This window comes from Arthrobacter sp. Y3223065 (assembly GCF_059090885.1).
Genome location: NZ_JBNHGC010000002.1, coordinates 445,161 through 460,895 on the forward strand (window position 1 = coordinate 445,161; position 15,735 = coordinate 460,895).

The following is a 15,735-nucleotide window of genomic DNA, read 5'->3' on the forward strand; positions in this document are numbered from 1 at the left end:
CGTGGCGTTTTCGATTGGCGGCATGGTCAGCGGTTTGGACACCGCCACCATGATCAACCAGCTGATGCAGCTGGATGCGCGTCCGCAATCACTTCTGAAGAACAAGGTTTCCAGCACCCAGACGCTGGTGAGTGCGCTCCAAGCACTCAACACACGCATCGCCGATCTCGGAAAAACGGCCACCGAGACGAGCAAGGCTAACGCCCTTAACGTTCACTCAGGCACGAGCAGCTCTGAGAAGGTTTCAGTGGCCACAGCCGAAGGAGCCTCCGCCGGCGCTATCGACCTGGAAGTCGTCCAACTGGCCAAAGCACAGGTATCTGTCTCCTCCTTGCTTAGCGACTGGCCGGAAAGCGCCACCGTGCTCACCATCGCGCTCAAAGACAGTCAAGTAAAAAAAGAAATTAACACCCAAGGGATGACCTTGGACCAGGTCGTCACCGCCGTGAACGAATCCGGCGCCGGGATTACCGCGACCAAGGTGTCGGTGGGAACCGATCCGGCGAACCCACAGTACCGACTCCAGATTGCTTCGAAGGAGACCGGAGCGGCTGGCGGGTTCATTGCGACGCTCGCTGGGGACGCGACGTTTTCCACGACGGACGTTCAAATCGCGCAAGATGCTCGGGTGGCGATTTGGGGCGGGATGCAGGAAATCTCTTCGTCCTCGAACACCTTTACCGACCTGCTGCCAGGTGTGAGTGTCACCTTGGGGGCTGACGCGGTTTCCGGGGATAAGTCAACCATCACGGTAGCTCGCGACGACGAAGCCGTCACTGCCAAATCCAAGGCGCTGGTTGACGGCTTGAAGGATCTGTTCGCCTTCATCTCCAAGAACTCATCCGTGAACGTCTCCACGTCCACCGGGTCAACGACGACCAAGGGTGGAATCTTCACCGGGGACAGCAGCGTCCGAGATATTCAGCAGCGCATGATGACCGCTGCGATCAGCCCAATCGAGGGGCGGTCGCCGTCGGAGATCGGCATCAGCGTCACCAAGGACGGCTCAATTGAGTTTGATGCCGAAAAGTTCGGCAAGGCGATGAAGGAAGACTCCGCGTGGGCTGAGAAGGTGGTCCAGACAATCGCCGGTCGCGTGGCCACTGCTGCAACGGATGCATCGGACAAGTACGACGGTGCCATCACCAAGCGCATCCAAGGGCAAGAATCCTTGGTCCGCAGCATGAATGACCAAGTTGCCGAGTGGGATACCCGGTTGGCGATGCGCCGCTCCACACTCGAACGTACCTGGGCCCAACTTGAAGTAACGCTGAACAGCCTGCAGTCGCAGGGGGACTGGCTCAACTCGCAGCTGGCCACCCTGCCATCATGGGGGAGCACGAAGAAATGACACTGACATACGGGCCGGGCTTCGGAGCCCAGGCCAAGCGGAACCAGTTCCAGCGTGACGCGATCATGTCGGCCACGCCGGCCCGGCTGCTGACCATGCTTTATGACCGGCTGCTCTTGGACCTGAACCGGGCGGAGGCCGCGCAGCAGAACCAGCACTGGTCGGTGGCGTCCGAGAATTTGATTCATGCGCAGGCCATTGTGTCCGAGCTGATGTCCTCGCTGAAGACTGACGTGTGGGACGGGGGAGAGGGCCTGAAGGCGCTCTACACCTACGCGCTGACCGCGATGATGAACGCGAACATCCACCGCGATGCGGCCCGCACGCGCGAATGCATTGAACTGCTGGAGCCGCTGCGCGAGGCCTGGCACGAGGCCGCTGGTCAGCTCCCGGCACAGCCTTCCCGTGGCGTCGGCCTCGGCGGCGAACTTGGCATCGCCTGACATGCCGGAGGGCGAAGTTTCCGCGCTGGATCGCTGGACAGCCGTCCTGGACGAACTCGAACTGGCTCTCGCCGAGGCAGCTGAGGGTGGGGGCCATGGCAGCGGACTAACCGAGGCAGCTGAGGCTGGGGGCCATGGCAGCGGACTAACCGAAACTGCCGAGAGCGAAGGCCAGGGCAGTGCGCTCGCCGACGTTGCCGATGCCGGAGACAAGACCCATGAAACGGCAGTGAGCAGCCCGCGCACCGCCGTCGCGCAGTGGAAGGCCCCGCAGGGGCTGGGACCGATTCCGGACGAGCTGGTGGAGCGGGCCACCAAACTGGCCGCCGCGCAGCAGGAAGTCATTCGTGAATTGCGCGCCGATATGCGGCAAAACCGGCAGGAATCGGCGCTCTTGGACGCCGTCCCCACCCCCGGCACTTCGGGTCGTTCCGTCTACCTCGACGTAAACGGTTAACCAATCTCAAGATTTAACTAACGCCCCCCGTCTGCATGCCGATAACTGGATAGTGAGCACGGATCGCTCACAGAACAGGCCATGGATCGGCCGCCCACATGCCAGTAGTAAGACGGGTCTTTGCTGTGTTCGAATCTGTGACGGGGGCTGCCATGCAGAGCGCCCTGGACGGTCTCGCCATGCGCCAGCGTGCCATCGCCAACAACATCGCGAACGTCAATACCCCCGGCTACCACGCACAGCGCGTCCAGTTCGAGGAAGCGCTGGCGACATCGGTGGCCCGCGGGAACGGCAGCGCCAGCGCCACGATGGACCGCTCGCTGGAGCCCACCCGGTTGGACGGCAGCAACGTCAACCTGGATACCGAGACGCTCTCCAACATTGAAACAGTGCTGCGCTACCAGTTTGCAGCCCGTGCCGCGGAAAGTCCTTTCAGCGGCGTCCGCACGGCGATGAGGACCAACTGATGACTTTCGACGCCATTGGAATCGCCGGCACCGGCCTGACCGTCCACCGCAAGTGGCTGGACGCAGTCTCCGACAACCTGGCCAACGCGAACAACGCCACCAGCACCGACGGGGCGGCCTTCCAGGCCCGCTACGTGATCGCCCAGGAAGGCCAAGACGTCTCCGGCGTGTACGTGGCCGGGGCCGAATTCGGCGAGGCCGAGGGCCGCATGGTCCATGAGCCCGACCACCCGCTGGCGGACGAGGACGGCTACGTCCGCTACCCGGACATCGACCTGTCCCAGCAGATGGGCAACCTGATCCTGGCCCAGCGCGGCTACCAGGCCAACGCGGCCGTGGTGGACCGGGCGAAGACGACCTACGAGGCCGCCCTCCAGATTGGACGCAACTGATGCCGCTGTCATCCATCCCCCCGATCCAAGGCGTCGAGGGCACCGGCTACCTGCCGGCCGCCGAAGCCCCGCAGGCCACCGACGGCGTCGGCTTCGCCACCTCCCTGACCGGTGCCATCGACAACCTGCAGCAGCTGCAGTCCACGTCCAATGAGCTGGCCATCCAGGCCGTTACCGGCGACCTGAACGACATCCACAACGCTACCCTGGCCTCCACCCGCGCCGCCGTGACGCTAGAACTCGTGGCCGCCGTCCGGAACAAGGGCGTTGACGCCTTCAACGAGATCATGAGGATGCAGGCCTGATGCCCGGCAAGGTCTCCTCCTGGTTCTCGAAGCTGGGCAAAACGGTCAGCGAGTTCACCGTCGCCCAGCGCACCATCGCGATCATCGGCATCGCCGTCGTCGTGCTCGGCATTGCCGCCCTGACGACATGGGCATCCAAGCCCTCCTACACCCCGCTGTTCTCCGGGCTGGCCGCGGCCGACGCCAACACCATCGTGGAGCAGCTGCGCACCGACGGCGTGCCGTACGAATTGACCAACGGCGGCGGGACCATCATGGTGCCCGAGGAGAAGGTCTACGACCAGCGGCTCAAGGCCGCCGCGGCCGGCCTGCCGAGCTCGTCCACCGGCGGCTACTCGCTGCTGGACGACATGGGCGTGACCTCCTCCGAGTTCCAGCAGTCCGTCACCTACAAGCGGGCCTTGGAAGGCGAACTGGCGTCCACCATCGAGGCGCTCGACGGCGTCAAGACCGCTTCCGTACGGCTGGCCATCCCGGAGGAGACGGTCTTCGTCGCCGAGAAGGGCGAGGCCACCGCCTCCGTGTTCGTGGACACCCAAAAGACCACCCTGTCCGCCGACAAGGTCCAGGCCATCGTCCACCTCACCTCCGCCTCGATCGACGGCATGAAGCCGGAGAACGTCGCCGTCATCGACGCCGCCGGCACCGTGCTCTCCGCCGTGGGCGTGGGCGCCACCGGTTCCGCGGACAAGCAGGCCTCCGACTACGAAGAGCGTGTCCGTGCCTCGGTCCAGAGCATGCTGGACCAAGTGGTCGGGCCCGGCAATTCCTCCGTGGTGGTTGCCGCGGACATGAACTACGAGTCCGCCGAGCGCGTGGAAGAGACCTTCACGACGCCGGACGGCGCACCGGCCCTGAACGAGTCCACGCAGACCGAAGAGTACGAGGGAACCGGCGGGGGAGCGGCCGGCGTGCTGGGCCCGGACAACATCGCCGTACCGGGCAACACCGGCGGCGACGGTACCTTCACCTCCGAGTCGGAGACCAAGAACAACGCCCTGAACAAGGTGACCGAGACTCGCGCGATCCCGGCCGGGGCGATCAACCGCCAGACCGTATCCGTGGCCTTGGACGCCGACGCCGCCGGCGCCCTGAACGTCGCCAACATCGAAGGCCTGGTGACCACCGCCGCCGGCATCAACGCCGACCGCGGGGACGAGGTCACGGTCGAACTCGTGCCGTTCAACACCGCCGGGGCGCAGGAGGCCGCCGAGGCGCTGGCCGCCGCGCAGGCCGCCGAGGAAGCTGCCCGCCAGGCCGAGCTGATCCGCACCGCCATCATCACCGCCGGCATCATCCTGCTGGTGATCATCGCGCTGCTGGTCTACGCCCGCTGGTCCCGCCGGCAGAACCGCGAGCCGGTGGACCTGGGCGAGCTGCAGGATTTCCAGCCCGAAATCGAGGCCCCCCAGGACCTGCAGCTTGCGGCGAAGCCCATCATCGTGCCGGAACCGATCCCCGTGGTCACCGGCCCGAACACCACCGCGCTTGAGCTCGCCGGCCCGCCGGAGCTGTCCGACGAGCAGAAGGAAATGAACCGCAAGCGGGCAGAAATCGACGCCCTGGCCGCCCAGGAACCGGACAAGACCGCTGACTTCCTGCGCTCCCTGATGGATGACAAGCAGAACGCATGAGCGAGTTACTGACCACGTTGACCGGCACCCAGAAGGTGGCGGTGGTGCTGATGCAGATGGAACAGGCCCGGGCCGCCGAGGTCATGAGGCGCTTCAGCGAGGCCGAGGCCGAACTGATCACCGCCGAGCTCGTGAGCATGGGCAGGGTGGACCCCGAGGCTGCCGAGGAAGCGTTCAAGGAATTCCACGACATGACGGTCAAGGGCCGGCGCCGGCCCCGCGGCGGCAAGGAGTTCGCCGCCGGATTGCTGGCCGCCTCCTTCGGCGCGGAAAAGGCCGCGGGCGTGCTCGACCGGCTGGCCACGTCCATGGCCGGGAAACCCTTCGAGTTCCTGGATGACGCCGACCCCACCCAGCTGATCACGCTGCTGAACGGTGAAATCCCGCAGACCATCGCGCTGGTGCTGGCGCATGTGCGCCCGGAGCTGGCATCCACGGTGATCGCCGGGCTGGAGGATTCGGTGCGGCCGGAGGTGGCGCAGTGCATCGCCACCATGGGAACCGCCACCCCCGAAGCCGTCTCGATTGTGGCGGACACGCTCAAGGTGAGGGCCGGCGCCGTCGTACCCCGCCAGCAGGTGGAAGTGGTGGGCGGCGTCGGGCCGCTGGTGGACATCATCAACCGCGCGGACGTTGCCACCGAACGCGCGCTGCTGGAGGCCCTGGAGGAACGCGATCCGGAGCTGGCGGAGGAAGTCCGCTCCCGGATGCTCACCTTCGAAGACATCACCAAGCTGGAACCGCGCGACGTGCAGCAGGTGCTGCGCGGCATCGAGATCGCGGTGCTCGCGGTGGCCATGAAGGGCGCCAGCGAACCGGTCACCGAGCTGATCCGCAAGAACGTTTCCGAACGCAACCGCGACATCCTCGACGACGAGATCAAAGCCACCGGACCGCTGCGCATGTCGCAGATCGAAGAGGCACGGGCGGACATCGTCCGCTCGATCCGCGAGCTCGAGGCCAGCGGCATCATCACGGTGCAGCGCGCTGCGGAGGAGGACGAATATGTCTACTGACGCCGCGTTCTCCAGGATGAGTTTCCCCGAGCTGGGCACCGGTGCCGGGGCCTTCGCCAAACTGCGCTACACGGAACTGCGCAGCGACGACTCGCAGGAAAAGGCGCTCGAACAAGCCAAGGTCCGCGGCCACGCCGCCGGCTACACCGCCGGCATGCGCGAAGGCGCTCAGCTGATGCGCGAACGCCAGCTGGCGATGGAGCAGGACCACGCCGCCGCGATGGCGGACGCCCGCGCCCGCGTGCAGCAGGCAGTGGCCGCGCTGGGCGCGGCCACCCGTGCGCTGGAAGAACGCGCGGCACCCGTGCTGGCCGCCGCGCAGGACACGTTGGCCGCCGCGGCCATGGAACTGGCGGAAGCCATCCTGGGCCATGAATTGTCCGACGGCGCAGCCTCCGCCCGTTCGGCCCTCACCCGGGCAATGGCCGGGGTGGATGCCTCCCGCGTGCACACCGTCCGGATGAACCCGACCGACCTGACCATGCTCGCGCCGGAAATGCGCGAGCAGGCCGGCGTGGGCTTCAGCCCCGATCCGTCACTCGCGCCGGGGGACGCCGTCACCGAGTTTGCCGACGGCTTCCTGGACGCGCGAATCGGCACCGCGCTGGCCCGCGCCAAGGCTGCGCTGCTGGAGGCCCGGCAGTGACCGCCGTCGCCTGGCGCCCCCGCGCCGACCGGTTCGCCGACGCGCTGGCAGCAGCCCGGCCCCAGCGCTACGGGATGGTGTCCTCGGTGGTGGGCCTCGGCGTCGAAATCATTGGGCTGGATTGCGCCATCGGTGACCTGGTGCTCATCGGCGACGGCCAGGGCGTGGAGGCCGAGGTCGTGGCCACCGGCCGGGACAGCATCCGCTGCATGCCGCTGGGCCGCCTCACCGGGATCAATACCGGCACCCCGGCCAAGGCCAAGGGAGCCCCGGTGCTGGTGCCCACCGGCAACGGGCTGTTCGGCCGGGTGCTGGACGGGATGGGCCGGCCGATCGACGGCAAGGGGCCGCTGGTTTTCGACTCGCTGGTCCCGCTGGACAACGACACCCCGTCCGCCATGCACCGCGCGCGGATCGACACGCCCCTGCAGCTGGGCGTGCGCGTGCTGGACACGCTCACCACCGTGGGCAAGGGCCAGCGCATGGGCCTGTTTGCCGGCTCCGGCGTGGGCAAGTCCTCGCTGCTGTCCATGATCGCCCGCGGCACCGACGCCGAGGTCTCCGTGATCGCGCTGGTCGGGGAGCGCGGGCGTGAAGTCCGCGAATTCCTCGAAGACGACCTCGGCGAGGCCGGGTTGGCCCGGTCCATCGTGGTGGTCTCCACCTCCGACGAACCGGCGTTGATGCGGCTGCGCGCCGCGTTCACCGCCACCCGGATTGCCGAATCGTTCCGCGACCGCGGGGCGGACGTGATGCTGATGATGGACTCGCTGACCCGCGTGGCGATGGCCCAGCGCGAGATCGGCCTCTCCGTCGGCGAGCCGCCGGCCACCCGAGGCTATCCGCCGTCGACCTTCTCCCTGCTGGCCCGGCTGCTGGAACGCGCCGGCACCGCCGAAACCGGTTCCGTGACCGGGATGTACACCGTGCTGGTGGACGGCGACGACCACAACGAACCGATCGCCGACTCCGCCCGCTCCATCCTGGACGGGCACGTGGTGCTGGACCGCAAGCTGGCCGTCTCCGGGCACTACCCGTCCGTGGACCCGCTCGGCTCGATCTCCCGCGTGGCATCCAAGGTCAACAGCCCGGAGAACTCCCGCGCCGCGGGCGCAGTGCGCAAGGTGCTGGCGGCCCGCAAGGCCGCGCAGGACCTGCTGGACGTGGGCGCCTACCAGCCCGGCTCCAACCCGCTGGTGGACGCGGCCGTGCAGCACGAAGACGACATCAACCTGTTCCTGCAGCAGCGGATGGATGACCAGACGCCTGCCGCGCAGTCGTGGGAGCAACTGAACCGCCTGGCCCGCACCCTTGGAGGTATGTAGAGATGGCACGATCCTTCCCCCTGGCCGGGCTGCTGCGGCTGCGCCAGCTACAGCAGGACCAGGCCGCGGGCAACCTCGCCGCCGCGAATCACCGTGCCCGCGAGTCCGGCGCCCGGGTGGTGGCGGCCCGCGACGAGCTGGGCGAGATCATGAGCGAAGTTTCCGATGCGGCCACCCTGCACGCCGTGGCCGCCGCCCGCTCCGCCTCGCGCAGCATGCTGGCCGATCTGGAAAACCTGGACCGGGCCCGGCAGAACGAGGCGCAGCAGGCGCAGCAGGAGTTCCTCGCCGTGCGCAAGCAGTCCGTGGGCCTGGAGAAGCTCGAGACCCGGCACCTCGCGGCCGAGGCGTTCGAAGAACTGCGGCGCGAGCAGCTGGTGCTGGACGAGCTGTCCACCGGCGCCCGAGGCGGCGACGGACGATGAGCATGACGGATACCCTCGGGCGGATCCAGCAGATCCAGTCCACGCTGACCCAGCTCGCCCAGCCTCCCGTCGCCGCGGAGGCCGCGTCCCGTGCGACCGCGGGCAGCAGCACGGGCGGCACCACGGCAAGCGCGTTTGCCGACGCGCTGACGGCAGCAGCCCAGACCCCCGCTGCCGGCGCCGCGGGCGGAACCGCCGCCGCGACCGGGACCGCTGCCGAGCTGATCAAGGCCACGGAGAAGTACGTGGGCCTGCCCTACGTCTGGGGCGGCAACGACGCGTCCGTCGGCCTCGACTGCTCGTCCTTCGTGCAGCACGCCTTCCGGGACATCGGCATCGACCTGCCGCGCGTCACCTGGGACCAGATGAAGGAAGGCACTCCGGTGGCTTCCATGGCCGACGCCAAGCCCGGCGACCTGCTCTTCTCGTTCGACGGCGGCCACGTCTCCATCTACCTGGGCAACGGCAAGGCCATCGACGCCCCGCAGCCCGGCGACACCATCAAGGTCCGCGACGCCTGGGAGAACGATTCCAACCTCACCACCATCCGCCGCATCCTGCCCGAGGAGTCATCTGTCCAGCCTGCCGGCGCCGGTTCCGGCTTGGCTGCCGGCCCCGCCGGGTTGAGCGCAGACCAGCAGACCGCGCTGACCGACCTGATCGCCGCCGCGCAGCTCTCCACGTCCACCGGGCTGACCTCGATGCTCACCGGGCAGAACGGCACGTCCGGCGCGATCACCGCCATGCTCTCCGGCCAGACCGGCAACACCGGACTGGCCTCGCTCACCGGCGGCCAGGGCTCCAACGGTGCCGGACAGTTGACCGACCTGCTGGCCACCGCCCAGGCGGCCATGGCGAAGGGCCGCACCGCATGAGCCTGCCCGTGAACTCCCAGCCCATCGCCCCGGCGGCCTCCGCCCGTTCCGGCGGGCCGTCCGCCCCGCGGTCCTCCTCTCCCGGTTTCGATGCCGCAATGCAGGATGCGCTGCAGCAAGGTTCCGTTGCTTCCGCCAAGCGCTCCAAGCACGACGGCGCTCCCTCCGCCGGGGGCACGACGACTCACGCGGGCGCCGCCGGGGCGGCCGGAACCGCCCCGACCGAAACCGCCCGGGGTGCAGCATCGCAGCCGGGCACCGGCGCGGCCGAGTCCGCAGCCGGTCCTTCCCGCGACGCTGCAGCGACTGATCCGGCAGCGGCAGTTGCTGGTCTCGGCGGTGCCCCGGCATCCTGGCCGCTCGCTGCCGGCCAGGGCCTCACCGCCGGAGATGCGACCAGCGCCGGAACTGCGATCGCCGAAGAAAATGGCGAGGCTGGCCGGTCCCCGGTGCCAGGTGGCGCCGCGACCGGAAGCCAGCAGGCCGCCGGAGCGGGCACTTCGATTGGCACCGGCATTGGCTCGACCAGCGGCACCGGCACGATCGGCATTGCCGGCGGCTGGCCCGCCTCGGTCGCCGGTCCCGCAGGCGGCGCCGGAGCATCCGCCGGGGCCCACAGCCCGGTTGGCCTGGCCGCTCCCCGCGCTGGAGCAACCGCAACCTTGGCTGATGCCCCGTCCGCCGTGAGCGCTGTTCACGGAGAGAACGTGGCCGAACAGGGCGCAGGAAATCCGGCATCTGCACTGGCGAACTCTGCCGCAACCGCAGCGGGTGCACTCGGACAGGCCGCCGGAACAGGGGCAGCCGCCGCGGCCACCCCCTCGACCGGAGCCGGCGTCGCGCCGGCGGCCGGGCCAGGCGACGCAGTGCAGAACCAGGCGGCTGGCCCGGTCGCGCAACCGGTTCCCACCCAGCCCGCAGCCCAGGCAACCGTCCCCACGAAGCCGCCCACCGGCGTCGTACTTCCCGGACAACCCGCGCCGGGCACTCCGGCCCAAGGCGGAGCCCCAACGGCGCCGGCCGCCACAGCCACGGCCAGCGCGGTGCGCGGCGAGACCGAACAGTTGCAGCCGGGCATCCAGGTGCCGGTCGCCGCACAGCCGGTCCCGGCGTCCCAGCCGGCGGCCGCCGCTCCCGCCACAGCCGCTGCTCCCGTCCCAACGCACCAGCAGTTGCCGTTCACCGCCCAGGTGGCCCGCCCGCTCTTTACGCTCGCGCAGGCCAAGCCCGGCGAGCACGTGATGACCATCAGCGTGACGCCGGACAACTTGGGCCCTGTCACCGTCCGCGCCCACGTGACGGGGGAGGGCGTCCGCGTGGAGCTCTTCGCGCCGAACGACGCCGGCCGCGACGCCTTGCGCGCCGTCATGGCGGACCTGAAGCGCGATCTTGCCGCCACCGGCCTGAACGCCAACCTGGACCTGTCCAACCAGAACCGCCCGAACGATGCGCGCCCGGGCATGCAGTTCGGCCCCGACGGCCGGCCCTCCGGCGGCCCGCAGGGACAGGAAGGCCGCCCCGGCGCAACCACCGGAACCGCCGCCGACGCGGCCCCGGACACCACCGACCCATCCGCCCTGAGACGTCCCTACGGGATTTCGACCAACCTCGACGTGCTGGCCTGAGACAAGGAGAACCATGCCCACCGACTCCATCCCACCCGTTGGCTCAGTCGCCCCGACGTACACCACCCCGCCGGTCCGAGCGCCGAAACAGACCATGGACGGCGAGATGTTCATGCACCTGCTGGTCACCCAGCTGCAGAACCAGGACCCCAGCTCGCCGATGGATACCAACCAGATGATCTCCCAGTCCACGCAGCTGGCCATGATGGAAAGCATCGCCACCATGACCACCACGAGCGAGGAGAACTTCTCCCTGCAGATGCGCGGCGTCGCCGCGGCGCTGGTGGGCCGCGAGGTCAGCTACTACGGCGCGGACGGATCCCTGGTCACCGGCACCGCCACCTCTGTGTCCTATGCCGGGCCGGTCCCGCAGGTGATCGTCGACGGCCGGGAGATCTCGCTGGATCTGGTCGCCGGGATCACCGCCGCCGGCGCGCCGGGGGAGTCGGGATCTGGTGAAGCCACTAACGACGCCGGTGCCTCCTCGGGCGCCAGCGGCACCGATGCGCCGGGCGCCAACGCCGCGGTCAGCGCCGCCGGTACCACCGGGGGTGCCGCCGCCTGAGATGCTGCCCCCTAAGCCGGCTTGTGCCGCCACCGAAATTTCCCAATCACTGAATTACTCGTCCGTTCCACGATCCGAAAGGCGCTGAACATGCTCCGCTCGCTCTACTCCGGAATTTCCGGACTCCGCTCCCACCAGACCATGCTTGATGTCACCGGCAACAACATCGCCAACGTCAACACCACCGGCTTCAAGGCCTCCTCCGTCCAGTTCCAGGACACCCTGTCCCAGATGACCCAGGGCGCAGGCGGCCCGCAGGCCCAGGCCGGCGGCACCAACCCGGCACAGGTGGGACTCGGCGTGCAGGTGGCCGGCATCTCCACCAACTTCACCCAGGGCTCCTCGCAGGCCACGGGCAAGGCCACCGACATGATGATCTCCGGTGACGGCTTCTTCGTCACCACCAAGGGCGGCGAACAGCTTTACACCCGCGCCGGCGCCTTCGAACTCGATTCCATGGGGCGCCTCGTCTCCCCGGACGGGGCCATCCTGCAGGGCTGGATGGCCGATGCCGACGGAAACATGCCCGTCGGCGGACCCATTGGCGCCATCGATCTTTCTCCTGACGCCATTTCAAAGGCCCGTGCCACTTCCGAGGCAGTCTTGGCCGGCAATCTTCCTTCTGATGCAAAAACTGCTGATGCCCTTGTCCGCGATGTTGAGGTCTTTACGGCGGATGGCACCAAGGCCAGCCTCTCCCTGACTTTCACTCGCACAGCAAACGGCTGGGATGTCTCCAAGACCGGCAGCGGGACTGTCGGTGCATCGCTTGCGCTCAACGGGAACGGCGTCCTGACGCCAAGCGGCCCCATGGCGGTTGACGGCATCAACGTTAATCTGACGGGTCTCAGCGGTTACGCAGGCATGACTACCGTTGGCTTCGACAGTCAGAACGGTCGTGCGGCCGGAACCCTTGAATCCTTCACCATGAGCCCGAATGGCACACTCATGGGATCCTTTAGTAACGGTGACCAGGCTGTCGTTGGCCGAGTTGCACTGGCCAACTTCACCAACCCGGGAGGCCTCGAAAAGGCGGGTTCGTCGTCGTACCGTGCAACTGCCAACTCCGGCCAGGTTGAGCTGGGAACTGCCGGAACAGGCGGACTTGGTACGCTCTCCGGCGGCTCGCTGGAAATGTCCAACGTGGACCTGTCGCAGGAATTCACCAACTTGATCGTCGCGCAGCGCGGCTTCCAGGCCAATGCCCGCATCATCACCACCTCCGACGAGGTGCTGCAGGAACTGACCAACCTGAAGCGCTAAGGGTCCGGAAGCTAGACCCTGTCTCCTAAATGAACCCAGGTACACCCCTGCTTCGGACCTAAGTCCGGAACAGGGGTGTCTCCCTTTGTATTACAGCATTACACTCATCCCGAGACTTACTGGCGGGGTGAAAGGGAAACGTATGCCGCGATCGAGGATCGTGCAAGGCGGCGCGTGGGACGCCTCCATTATCGAGCACGAGCTGGGGGTGCCCCCACTGGACATACTCCCGGTCCGCTCGCCAGTGCTCACCGTGGACGGATTGGTCGAACCTGACCCCACGTCCTGGCTGGCTGAGGTACATGCCCGTACCGGGGGCACAAGAGCCAAAGGTTCCGGGCCACCACGCCGACCCGCGATGAGACGAGCACACTCACATCTCCGGCATACCGGGAAGCATGACTACACAGGGGGACCAAGCCACGATTAGCGTGTTGTCGATGGAATTGGGGGCTGCAAGACCAGCTTTCGCTGCCTACAACTCTCGCGAAGACCTCCACGCCCACGACCCTAATGCGCTACTACTTTTCGTTGCGGAACTGCGTCTCGGCGTCGATGACGTCAGCGTATTTGCGTCAAATGCCTTGACCGATCACTCGACGACTATGGTCTCTAAGCAGGAGGCAACTTTTCACGGGGCAACCATCAGATGCCACAGATCAGGGCCTCAAGTCGCGAGACAAAGTCACCAGTGCGATCGCAAACTTCACAGCCATGGTCGAGGCTGTACGTTCCGCAAACACCGGCCCGTTCGATGCGTTCGCCCCCGCTGTGGAGTGGGACGGCAAGCCGGAGTCTCCCTAGCCTGCTAGCGGCTTGCCTTCTGACCCACCCCTGAAGGTACGGCAAAGACGCTCGTTTCAACCGGGACGCTTCACCAGTTGAACTGACGCTCATGGATCCGTCGTGGTGTAGTCCAGGCTGATGCCGTCTGGACTGGGCAACAGGCGGCGCTCACGCCGTGCAGGGGGTTCCGAAACCGGCGCGAACTCAGTGGCTTGGAATTCAGTGCTGCGCGCCGCCCAGCTGAAGCATGTTTAGGCAGGCTGGATGGTGCGGCGCATGACGGTGTTCTTTATCCCTTTGGAGCGGACGAATTCGAAGCCGGCTTGCTCGTACATCGTGCGTGTGCCGTTGTAGACGAAGGAGTTGTTCATCCTGTTCTCACCGATCTCGTGTGGGTATCCCTCGACCACACCGCCACCCTGGGCTGCAATCAGATCGAGTGCACCGGCCAGAGCCATCTTGGCGTAGCCCTGTCCGCGGTGACGCTTGTCAACGAAGATGCATGTGATGCGGTAGTCGGGAATGACGTCGGCCTCGGCGAGGTACTGCTTGCGGTGATGGATGGTCGGCAGCTCATCCGGAGTGCCGTACTCTGCCCACGCGATCGCCTCATCGCCAACCATCACCAGCGCCGCATGAGCCTGTCCGGTCTCGATCAGCCGTTTCTTCAGCGCGCGGTTACCCTCGTAGCTCTGCCCCCGCTCGGCACAGCCGGGGTGAAAGTAGATGCACCAGCACCCACTGAAGATCCCGTTGTGCCGCTCCACCAAGTCGGCGAACGCGTTCCACGTGTAAGCGGTCAACGGCTGAATCGTGTAGCCACTTGTCACCATGTCTCCGATCATTAGCACGTCATGCGGACGATCTACGTCCGCCTAGCCGGAACTTTCCCAGGTCGCTGCCAAGAATGGGCGGCAGGTCGGACTCGATCAATCGGAGTAACGCGAGCTCATACACCACTGACGATCACCATCTCGTTGCCTTCGGGGTCGGCGACCCGCCAGCGATCCTCCGACTCGTCAAGGAGCCTGCCACCTGCTGCGATCGTCGTGGCAAAGCGCGTCTGCGCAAGGTCCGACGGCACAGCGAGCTCGAAGTGGATGCGGTTGCGCTGCCGGCGCCGCTCCGTTTCGGAAGGGTCGAGCTCTTGGAACACCAGCAACGGGTTCAGCCGCTGCGGATCGTGGATGTCGCTGGCTCCGACTCGCTGGTCAGGGGTGTATCCGAGTGCGGCAACCCAGAATGCGCGGACGGCGGCGACGTCGGCGGCGTCGAGGAAGAGCTGAGCGAAGCGGGGTAGCCCCGGATCCGCAGTGGCACCGAGTTCGCGTGCAGCGGTCTGGAGGTTTTCGGCGAGGTCGGTGAAGTCGAGTTCGAGGCCGTGGGTAGTGTCTTCCCACTGGTCCTTCCCGCTGTCGATGATTACGAGCCCCGGGCGGAGGTCGATCAGCAGCGGGAAGCCAGTGTCTTCGGCCAGCGCTGCTGCTGCTGCGGCCAGGTCACGCTGCTGGGTCGGCGAGGTGGTGCGGTAGCACGCCATCGCGCTGAACACCGCCTGCCAGTCGGCTGTCCCGTTCCTCTCGCCGAGCGCCGCGCCCGGTACCAGGTCGACTTCGTTGCCGTCTGGGTCGGTGTGACAGACCCCGAACGGTCCCGATGCCTCCCCAGGACTCGCCTGCTCGACCGCCTCGGCAGGCCGCACCACGTCGAGGTGGATGCGGTTTCGCAACGGCCGTGGCTCGCTCGACTGTCGGATCCGTATCGCGGGGTCGCGCCGCAACGGATCGGCCAAACCGCCGTCCTCCGCGGGCGCGTAGCCGAGCACGTGCTGCCAGAACCGCCTCACACCAGACGGGTTTGCGGATTCGAATACGACGCTTAGGTGCTGTAGGGCGGCAGGGTTCGCCGCCAGGCCGAGATCCCGCGCGACCGCTGACACTGCCTCGGCGTGACCGTCTGATTCTAGGCGCACGCGCATGCCCGTCGGGCGTAGGTCGATCATTATCCCGGGCGACAACTCCACGATGCGCGCGGCCAGCGCAGCTCCCTCGATCATTGAAGGCGCGTTGAACCATGCCGTGGCAACGCCGTCGACCACCCGCCAATCCGTTCCGATCTGTGTCATACCCGGCACTGTACGCCCATTCCGGACGATCCTCT

Annotated in this window: 17 protein-coding genes; 15 read left to right on the forward strand and 2 right to left on the reverse strand. The window is 67.1% G+C overall.

The annotated features are described in order from the left end of the window. Nucleotide 1: 1 nt before the first annotated feature. The 15 genes from fliD to AC5RUK_RS07135 all read left to right on the forward strand — a co-directional run bounded on the left by fliD (nucleotide 2) and on the right by AC5RUK_RS07135 (nucleotide 12,789). A complete protein-coding gene (gene fliD / locus AC5RUK_RS07065) occupies nucleotides 2-1,351 on the forward strand; it encodes a flagellar filament capping protein FliD (protein WP_494151735.1) in 1,350 nt (449 codons plus the stop codon). Beyond that, nucleotides 1,348-1,794, forward strand: coding sequence for a flagellar export chaperone FliS (gene fliS, locus AC5RUK_RS07070; RefSeq protein ID WP_494151736.1), 447 nt, complete (start codon nucleotides 1,348-1,350; stop codon nucleotides 1,792-1,794). Before fliD ends, fliS begins: the two co-directional genes overlap by 4 nt. Further along, nucleotides 1,781-2,251, forward strand: a complete 471-nt coding sequence (locus AC5RUK_RS07075; protein WP_494151737.1) for a hypothetical protein — start codon at nucleotides 1,781-1,783, stop codon at nucleotides 2,249-2,251. The genes fliS and AC5RUK_RS07075 overlap by 14 nt, the downstream gene beginning before the upstream one ends. Before the next feature lie 125 nt (nucleotides 2,252-2,376). Beyond that, complete coding sequence (gene flgB / locus AC5RUK_RS07080; RefSeq protein WP_493989326.1) at nucleotides 2,377-2,718, forward strand: flagellar basal body rod protein FlgB; 342 nt, start codon at nucleotides 2,377-2,379, stop codon at nucleotides 2,716-2,718. Beyond that, entirely contained in the window at nucleotides 2,718-3,110 is a 393-nt protein-coding gene (locus tag AC5RUK_RS07085) for a flagellar basal body rod protein FlgC (protein ID WP_493989325.1), read from the forward strand. Before flgB ends, AC5RUK_RS07085 begins: the two co-directional genes overlap by 1 nt. After that, nucleotides 3,110-3,415 carry a flagellar hook-basal body complex protein FliE gene (fliE, locus tag AC5RUK_RS07090; RefSeq protein ID WP_494151738.1) on the forward strand — a complete coding sequence of 102 codons (306 nt, stop codon included), beginning with the start codon at nucleotides 3,110-3,112 and terminating at the stop codon, nucleotides 3,413-3,415. The genes AC5RUK_RS07085 and fliE overlap by 1 nt, the downstream gene beginning before the upstream one ends. Next, nucleotides 3,415-5,049, forward strand: coding sequence for a flagellar basal-body MS-ring/collar protein FliF (fliF, locus tag AC5RUK_RS07095; protein WP_494151739.1), 1,635 nt, complete (start codon nucleotides 3,415-3,417; stop codon nucleotides 5,047-5,049). The genes fliE and fliF overlap by 1 nt, the downstream gene beginning before the upstream one ends. Then, the gene (fliG, locus tag AC5RUK_RS07100; RefSeq protein WP_493989322.1) at nucleotides 5,046-6,065 is read left to right on the forward strand and encodes a flagellar motor switch protein FliG; all 1,020 of its coding nucleotides are present in this window, start codon (nucleotides 5,046-5,048) and stop codon (nucleotides 6,063-6,065) included. The genes fliF and fliG overlap by 4 nt, the downstream gene beginning before the upstream one ends. Further along, nucleotides 6,055-6,711, forward strand: a complete 657-nt coding sequence (locus AC5RUK_RS07105; RefSeq protein WP_494151740.1) for a FliH/SctL family protein — start codon at nucleotides 6,055-6,057, stop codon at nucleotides 6,709-6,711. Before fliG ends, AC5RUK_RS07105 begins: the two co-directional genes overlap by 11 nt. Then, nucleotides 6,708-8,036 carry a FliI/YscN family ATPase gene (locus tag AC5RUK_RS07110; protein WP_493989320.1) on the forward strand — a complete coding sequence of 443 codons (1,329 nt, stop codon included), beginning with the start codon at nucleotides 6,708-6,710 and terminating at the stop codon, nucleotides 8,034-8,036. The genes AC5RUK_RS07105 and AC5RUK_RS07110 overlap by 4 nt, the downstream gene beginning before the upstream one ends. A 2-nt stretch (nucleotides 8,037-8,038) precedes the next feature. Continuing rightward, nucleotides 8,039-8,461, forward strand: a complete 423-nt coding sequence (locus AC5RUK_RS07115) for a flagellar FliJ family protein (RefSeq protein WP_493989319.1) — start codon at nucleotides 8,039-8,041, stop codon at nucleotides 8,459-8,461. Then, nucleotides 8,458-9,336, forward strand: coding sequence for a C40 family peptidase (locus AC5RUK_RS07120; protein ID WP_493989318.1), 879 nt, complete (start codon nucleotides 8,458-8,460; stop codon nucleotides 9,334-9,336). The genes AC5RUK_RS07115 and AC5RUK_RS07120 overlap by 4 nt, the downstream gene beginning before the upstream one ends. Next, complete coding sequence (locus tag AC5RUK_RS07125) at nucleotides 9,333-10,961, forward strand: flagellar hook-length control protein FliK (protein ID WP_494151741.1); 1,629 nt, start codon at nucleotides 9,333-9,335, stop codon at nucleotides 10,959-10,961. The genes AC5RUK_RS07120 and AC5RUK_RS07125 overlap by 4 nt, the downstream gene beginning before the upstream one ends. 13 nt (nucleotides 10,962-10,974) lie before the next feature. Continuing rightward, complete coding sequence (locus tag AC5RUK_RS07130) at nucleotides 10,975-11,526, forward strand: flagellar hook assembly protein FlgD (protein ID WP_494151742.1); 552 nt, start codon at nucleotides 10,975-10,977, stop codon at nucleotides 11,524-11,526. 90 nt (nucleotides 11,527-11,616) lie between these two features. After that, complete coding sequence (locus AC5RUK_RS07135; RefSeq protein ID WP_493989315.1) at nucleotides 11,617-12,789, forward strand: flagellar hook protein FlgE; 1,173 nt, start codon at nucleotides 11,617-11,619, stop codon at nucleotides 12,787-12,789. 1,037 nt (nucleotides 12,790-13,826) lie between these two features. On the opposite strand, the gene AC5RUK_RS07140 is transcribed toward AC5RUK_RS07135, so the two are convergent. Together AC5RUK_RS07140 and AC5RUK_RS07145 are read right to left on the reverse strand one after the other, a co-directional pair. Continuing rightward, nucleotides 13,827-14,420 carry a GNAT family N-acetyltransferase gene (locus AC5RUK_RS07140; RefSeq protein WP_494151743.1) on the reverse strand — a complete coding sequence of 198 codons (594 nt, stop codon included), beginning with the start codon at nucleotides 14,418-14,420 and terminating at the stop codon, nucleotides 13,827-13,829. Between the two features lie 104 nt (nucleotides 14,421-14,524). Continuing rightward, a complete protein-coding gene (locus AC5RUK_RS07145; RefSeq protein ID WP_494151744.1) occupies nucleotides 14,525-15,700 on the reverse strand; it encodes a VOC family protein in 1,176 nt (391 codons plus the stop codon). Nucleotides 15,701-15,735 lie beyond the last annotated feature (35 nt).